At 72.6% G+C, this 5,612-nt stretch carries 6 protein-coding genes; 5 read left to right on the top strand and 1 reads right to left on the bottom strand.

Annotated features, from left to right (window positions below):
• The coding region (gene pgm / locus VGD85_RS10590; RefSeq protein WP_331063403.1) for a phosphoglucomutase (alpha-D-glucose-1,6-bisphosphate-dependent) at positions 1-1,626 on the top strand (1,626 nt) is incomplete at its 5' end.
• Positions 1,627-1,784: 158 nt separating this feature from the next.
• Here the strand turns inward: pgm and VGD85_RS10585 are convergent.
• The gene (locus VGD85_RS10585) at positions 1,785-2,180 is read right to left on the bottom strand and encodes a hypothetical protein (protein ID WP_331063402.1); all 396 of its coding nucleotides are present in this window, start codon (positions 2,178-2,180) and stop codon (positions 1,785-1,787) included.
• Positions 2,181-2,282: 102 nt separating this feature from the next.
• Between VGD85_RS10585 and VGD85_RS10580 the strand changes: the two genes are divergently transcribed.
• The 4 genes from VGD85_RS10580 to VGD85_RS10565 form a co-directional block, all read left to right on the top strand.
• A complete protein-coding gene (locus VGD85_RS10580) occupies positions 2,283-3,215 on the top strand; it encodes an ABC transporter ATP-binding protein (protein WP_331063401.1) in 933 nt (310 codons plus the stop codon).
• Complete coding sequence (locus tag VGD85_RS10575; protein WP_331063400.1) at positions 3,199-4,110, top strand: ABC transporter permease; 912 nt, start codon at positions 3,199-3,201, stop codon at positions 4,108-4,110. The genes VGD85_RS10580 and VGD85_RS10575 overlap by 17 nt, the downstream gene beginning before the upstream one ends.
• On the top strand, positions 4,110-5,021 hold the full coding sequence (locus tag VGD85_RS10570) for an ABC transporter ATP-binding protein (RefSeq protein WP_331063399.1): 912 nt from the start codon (positions 4,110-4,112) through the stop codon (positions 5,019-5,021). The genes VGD85_RS10575 and VGD85_RS10570 overlap by 1 nt, the downstream gene beginning before the upstream one ends.
• Positions 5,018-5,612: ABC transporter permease subunit (locus tag VGD85_RS10565; RefSeq protein WP_331063398.1), on the top strand; the 595-nt coding region annotated here is incomplete at its 3' end. The genes VGD85_RS10570 and VGD85_RS10565, both read left to right, overlap by 4 nt.

The following is a 5,612-nucleotide window of genomic DNA, read 5'->3' as shown; positions in this document are numbered from 1 at the left end:
GAACCCTCCGACCTCGTCGACGTCGCGCACCTGGTGACGGCGTACTACACGGGGGTGCCGGACCCGGACGACGCCGACCAGCAGGTGGCGTTCGGCACCAGCGGGCACCGGGGGTCCTCGCTGCGCACCGCGTTCAACGAGACGCACATCCTGGCGACGACCCAGGCGATCTGCGACTACCGGCGCGAGCAGGGGTACGACGGTCCGCTGTTCCTCGGCCGCGACACCCACGGGCTCTCGGAGCCCGCGTGGGCCACGGCGCTGGAGGTGCTGGTCGCCAACGACGTCACCGTGCTGGTCGACGACCGGGACGGCTACACGCCCACGCCCGCGGTGTCGCACGCGATCCTGCGGGCGAATGGCGGCCGACTCGGTCGTTCCTCGGGGCCGGGCTCCGGCCTGGCCGACGGCATCGTCGTCACCCCGTCGCACAACCCGCCGTCCGACGGCGGGTTCAAGTACAACCCGCCGCACGGCGGGCCGGCCGACACCGACGCGACCTCGGTGATCGCCGCGCGGGCCAACGACCTGATCCGCAACGATCTGGCCGGGGTGGAACGAGTGCCGTTCGCACGAGCGCGCGCGGCCGCAGCTCCTTACGACTTCCTGGGGACCTACGTCGACGACCTGCCGAACGTCGTCGACCTCGACGCGATCCGCGAGGCGGGGGTGCGGATCGGCGCCGACCCGCTCGGCGGCGCGTCGGTGGCCTACTGGGCCGAGATCGCCGAGCGGCACCGGATCGACCTGACCGTGGTGAACCCGCTGGTCGACCCGACGTGGCGGTTCATGACGCTGGACTGGGACGGCAAGATCCGGATGGACTGCTCCTCGCCGAGCGCGATGGCGTCGCTGATCGCGCAGCGGGACACCTACGACATCGCCACCGGCAACGACGCCGACTCCGACCGGCACGGCATCGTCACCCCGGACGCCGGGCTGATGAACCCCAACCACTACCTCGCGGTCGCGATCGGCTACCTGTTCGGCGGCGCGCGGGCCGGCTGGCCCGACCGGGCGCGGATCGGCAAGACGCTGGTGTCCTCCTCGATGATCGACCGGGTCGCCGCCTCGACCGGCCGGGAGCTGGTCGAGGTGCCCGTGGGGTTCAAGTGGTTCGTGCCCGGGCTGATCGACGGCTCGTTCGGGTTCGGCGGCGAGGAGTCCGCGGGCGCATCGTTCCTGCGGATGGACGGCTCGGCGTGGACGACCGACAAGGACGGCATCATCCTCGCGCTGCTGGCCTCCGAGATCCAGGCGCGCACCGGCCGGTCGCCCTCGGCCCACTACGCCGACCTGGTCGCCGAGCACGGGGAGCCGGCGTACGCCCGCATCGATGCGCCCGCCACCCGCGAGCAGAAGGCCGCGCTGGGGGCGCTCTCCCCGGCCGACGTCACCGCCACGACGCTGGCCGGCGAGGAGATCACCGCCAAGCTCACCGAGGCGCCCGGCAACGGCGCGAAGATCGGCGGGCTCAAGGTGACCACCGAGTCGGCGTGGTTCGCCGCGCGTCCCTCGGGCACCGAGGACGTCTACAAGATCTACGCCGAGTCGTTCCGCGGCCCCGACCACCTGGCGCAGGTCCAGCAGGAGGCCCGCGAGGTCGTGAACGCTGCGCTCGGCTGACCCCTGCGGTCTAGACCGCCGCAGATCCGTGTAACGCCGCCCCCGGCCCGCGACAGGTGGTGGGTGCCGGCGGTCCCGACAACCATCCCCCGTACGTCCGGACCGCCGGCCCCTTCGGGGGCCCCTTCGTGGCGCCGTGCCGCCCTGGTTCCTCTGACTCAGAGGTGGTCGGGGACGATCAGCCCGTCGGGGTCCTGGCGCGGCGGCAGGCACTCGAGCGCGAGCTTGACCAGCGCGACCCGGGCGGTCAGCAACGCCTTGCGGCGTACGCCGCGCTCCTCGCCGAGCCGCTCCTCGACGGCGGCGCGGATCTCGTCGTCGGTGTAGGCCGGGCGCTCGCCCGCGGCGACCTCGACGTCGGGCAGCGCGACCAGCGCCGGCAGCAGCTGGGTGCCGAGCCCGTCGAGCATCTGGAACCGGGCGAAGCGCGAGAGCCCCTCCCACGCCTCGTCGATGGTGCGGGTGCCCTTGCGGACGGCCTTGTCCTGGGTCGCGAGCACGTTCTTCGCGACCTCGGTCAGCGCGACGGTCAGCTCGTGCTCGGTGAATCGCATGGAGACCAGCCTGCCCCACGGGGCTAGGGGTTCGCCCGGAGGTTCCCCGGATCTCGACGGGAAGGGCGCTCGGTGGCGGCGGCCCGGGGCTAGGTTGGGGCCGTGGCCGTGATCGAGACCGTGGGGCTGACCAAGCAGTACCCGCGGGTGACGGCGCTGGACCACCTCGACGTCACAGTCGGCGAGGGCGTCACGGGGCTCGTGGGCGCCAACGGGGCCGGCAAGTCGACGTTGATCAAGATCCTGCTCGGCCTGGTGCCGGCGACCGGCGGCACCGCCCGGGTGCTCGGCCACGACGTCGCGATCGAGGGCAGCGCGATCCGCGCGCTGGTCGGCTACATGCCCGAGCACGACTGCCTGCCCGCCGACGTCTCCGCCAGCGACCTGGTCGTGCACCTGGGGCAGATGTCGGGGCTGCCGTACGCCGCGGCGCGCGAGCGCGCCTCCGACGTGCTGCGCCACGTGGGGCTGGCCGAGGAGCGCTACCGCCCGATCGGCGGCTACTCCACCGGCATGAAGCAGCGGGCCAAGCTGGCCCAGGCGCTGGTCCACGACCCGCGGCTGGTGCTGCTCGACGAGCCGACCAACGGGCTGGACCCCTCCTCGCGTGACGACATGCTCGCGCTGGTGCGGCGGATCGGCCGGGAGTTCGGCATCGCCGTACTCGTGACCTCCCACCTGCTCGGCGAGCTCGAGCGGGTCAGCGACCATGTCGTGGTGCTCGACGGCGGCCGGCTGCTGCGCTCGTCGGCGACCACGGAGTTCCTGCACGCGACCGGCAGCCTGCTGGTCGAGGTGCAGGGCCGCACCGACGCCGACCGGCTCCTCGGCCAGGCCCTGGTCGACGCCGGGCTGGTCGCGCGGCCGGCCGAGGGCACGCTGGTCGAGGTCGAGGTCCGCGACGAGACCACCCCCGACGTGGTCCGCGACCTGACCGTCGAGCTCGGCCTGGGGCTGGTGCGGATGCAGGAGCGCCACCACCGCATCGAGGACGTCTTCCGCGAGGGAGGTGCCGGCCGTGTCCAGCCTGCCTGACGAGACCGCCTCCCCCACCGGCGTCATCCACGACCTCGGTTACCGGCCGTACGCCGGCCCGCGCCTCGGCGAGGCCCCGGTGGCGTGGGCGTTCTTCGTCACCGGCCTGCGCAACACCTACGGCCTGGGCCGCTCGGCGCGCTCGAAGGTGCTGCCGATGATCCTGCTCGGCCTGATGCTGCTGCCCGCGCTGATCCTGGTCGGCGTGCTGGTGCAGGCCAAGAACCTGCTCGACCTCGACGAGCAGATCGTCGCCTACTCGACGTACCCGCTCACCACCCAGCTGCTGATCTCGGTGTTCGTGGCCGCGCAGGCACCGGCGCTGATCTCGCGCGACCTGCGGTTCCGCACGATCACGCTCTACCTGGCCCGGCCGATGCGGCGCTTCGTCTACGTGCTGGTGCGGCTCGGGTCGCTGACCGTGGCCACGTTCGTGCTGATCGGGGCGCCGCTGCTGCTGATGTACCTCGGCGGGCTGCTCGCCGACCTGCCCCCGGGCCGCGAGACCGGCCGCTTCCTCGGCGCGGTCGTCGGCGCCGCGCTGCTCGCGGCGTGCCTCGCCGGGTTGGCCGCGCTCGTCGCGGCGTTCACGATCCGGCGCGGGCTGGCCGTCGCCGCGGTGATCGTCGTGCTGCTCGTCAGCTACACGGTCGTCTCCGCGGTCCAGGGGATCGCCGTGGGCGCCGACCGCGACGTGGTGGGCGAGATCGCCGGGCTGTTCTCGCCGTACACGCTCGTCAACGGGGTGCAGGTGTTCCTCTTCGACGCACCCGAGGCGACGCCGACGCCACCGACCGGCACGGGGATGGGCCTGTTGTACGTCGTCGCGACCGTGCTCACGATCCTCGGCTCGATCGGCGGGCTGCTGTGGCGCTACCGCAGGGTGGAGTCCTGATGGAGATCCGGATCGACCACGTGTCGCGGTGGTACCGCAACGTCGTCGCGATCAACGACGTCACGATGACGATCGGGCCCGGCGTCACCGGGCTGCTGGGCCCCAACGGGGCGGGCAAGTCGACGCTGATCGCGATGATGTCCGGCTTCCTCGCGCCGTCCACCGGCACGGTCACGCTCGACGGTGAGCCGCTGTGGCGCAACGAGCAGGTCTACCGCAAGGTCGGGTTGGTGCCCGAGCGCGAGGCGCTGTTCGACTACCTGACCGGCCGGCAGTTCGTCGTCGCGAACGCCGAGCTGCACGGGCTCGCCGACGCGGGGGCCGCGGCGCAGCGGGCGATCGCGCTGATCGAGATGACCGATGCCCAGGACCGGGAGATCTCGACGTACTCCAAGGGCATGCGGCAGCGGATCAAGATGGCCTCGGCGCTGGTGCACGACCCCGGGGTGCTGCTGCTGGACGAGCCGTTCAACGGCATGGACCCGCGGCAGCGGATCCACCTGATGGAGCTGCTGCGCACGATGGGCGCGGAGGGGCGGACCGTGCTGTTCAGCTCGCACATCCTCGAGGAGGTCGAGCAGGTCGCCCGCCAGATCGAGGTCGTGGTGGCGGGGCGGCACGCGGCGTCCGGCGACTTCGGCGCGATCCGCCGGCTGATGACCGACCGGCCGAACCGGTTCGTGCTGCGCACCGGCGACGACCGGCTGATGGCCTCGGTGCTGCTCGCCGACCCGTCGGTGCGGGGCGCCCGGTTGCGCTCGGAGGGCGGGATCGAGCTGGAGGCCTCCGACTTCGGCCGCTTCAGCGAGGTGCTGCCCCGGCTGGCCCGCGACCACGGCGTACGCCTGCACGAGGTGACGCCGACCGACGAGTCCCTGGAGAGCGTGTTCTCCTACCTGGTGTCGTCATGAGTGCGCCGGCGGTCTCCCGCACGATCGTCCGGCTGGGCGCGCAGAGCATCTTCGGGCGCTGGCGCGGGGCGCTGCTGTTCGTGCTGCCGGTGGTGCTGGTCGGTCTCGCGATCTTGTCGCGGGCGCTGGTCGGCCAGGACGAGATGGGCTCGCGGCACACGCTCTACGGTCTCGGGCTCGTGGTCGTCGTGCCGCTGGTCGCGCTGCTCGCGACCTCGGGCCTGCTGGCGCCGGAGATCGACGACGGGTCGATCTCCTACCTGCTGGCCAAGCCGATCTCCCGGCACACGATCGTGGCCAGCAAGCTCCTGGTCGCCGGCGCCTGCGTGGTGGCGTTCGCGGCGGTCCCGGTGCTCGGCGCGGGTCTGATCCTGCGCGCCGACACGCCGTCGTTCGCGCTCGGATTCGCGCTCGGCGCGCTGCTGGGCGGCCTCGCCTACTGCTCGTTGTTCGCGCTGCTGTCGGTGTTGACCCGGCACGCGGTGGTGATCGGGCTGATCTACCTGCTGGTCTGGGAGGGCCTGCTCGGCGGCCTGCTCGACGGTGTCCGCTGGCTCAGCGTGACCCGTTGGTCGGCCGCGGTGGTGCAGC

Source organism: Nocardioides sp., assembly GCF_036401255.1.
Lineage (GTDB): Bacteria > Actinomycetota > Actinomycetes > Propionibacteriales > Nocardioidaceae > Nocardioides.
This window is presented reverse-complemented; position numbering and strand designations above follow the sequence as displayed.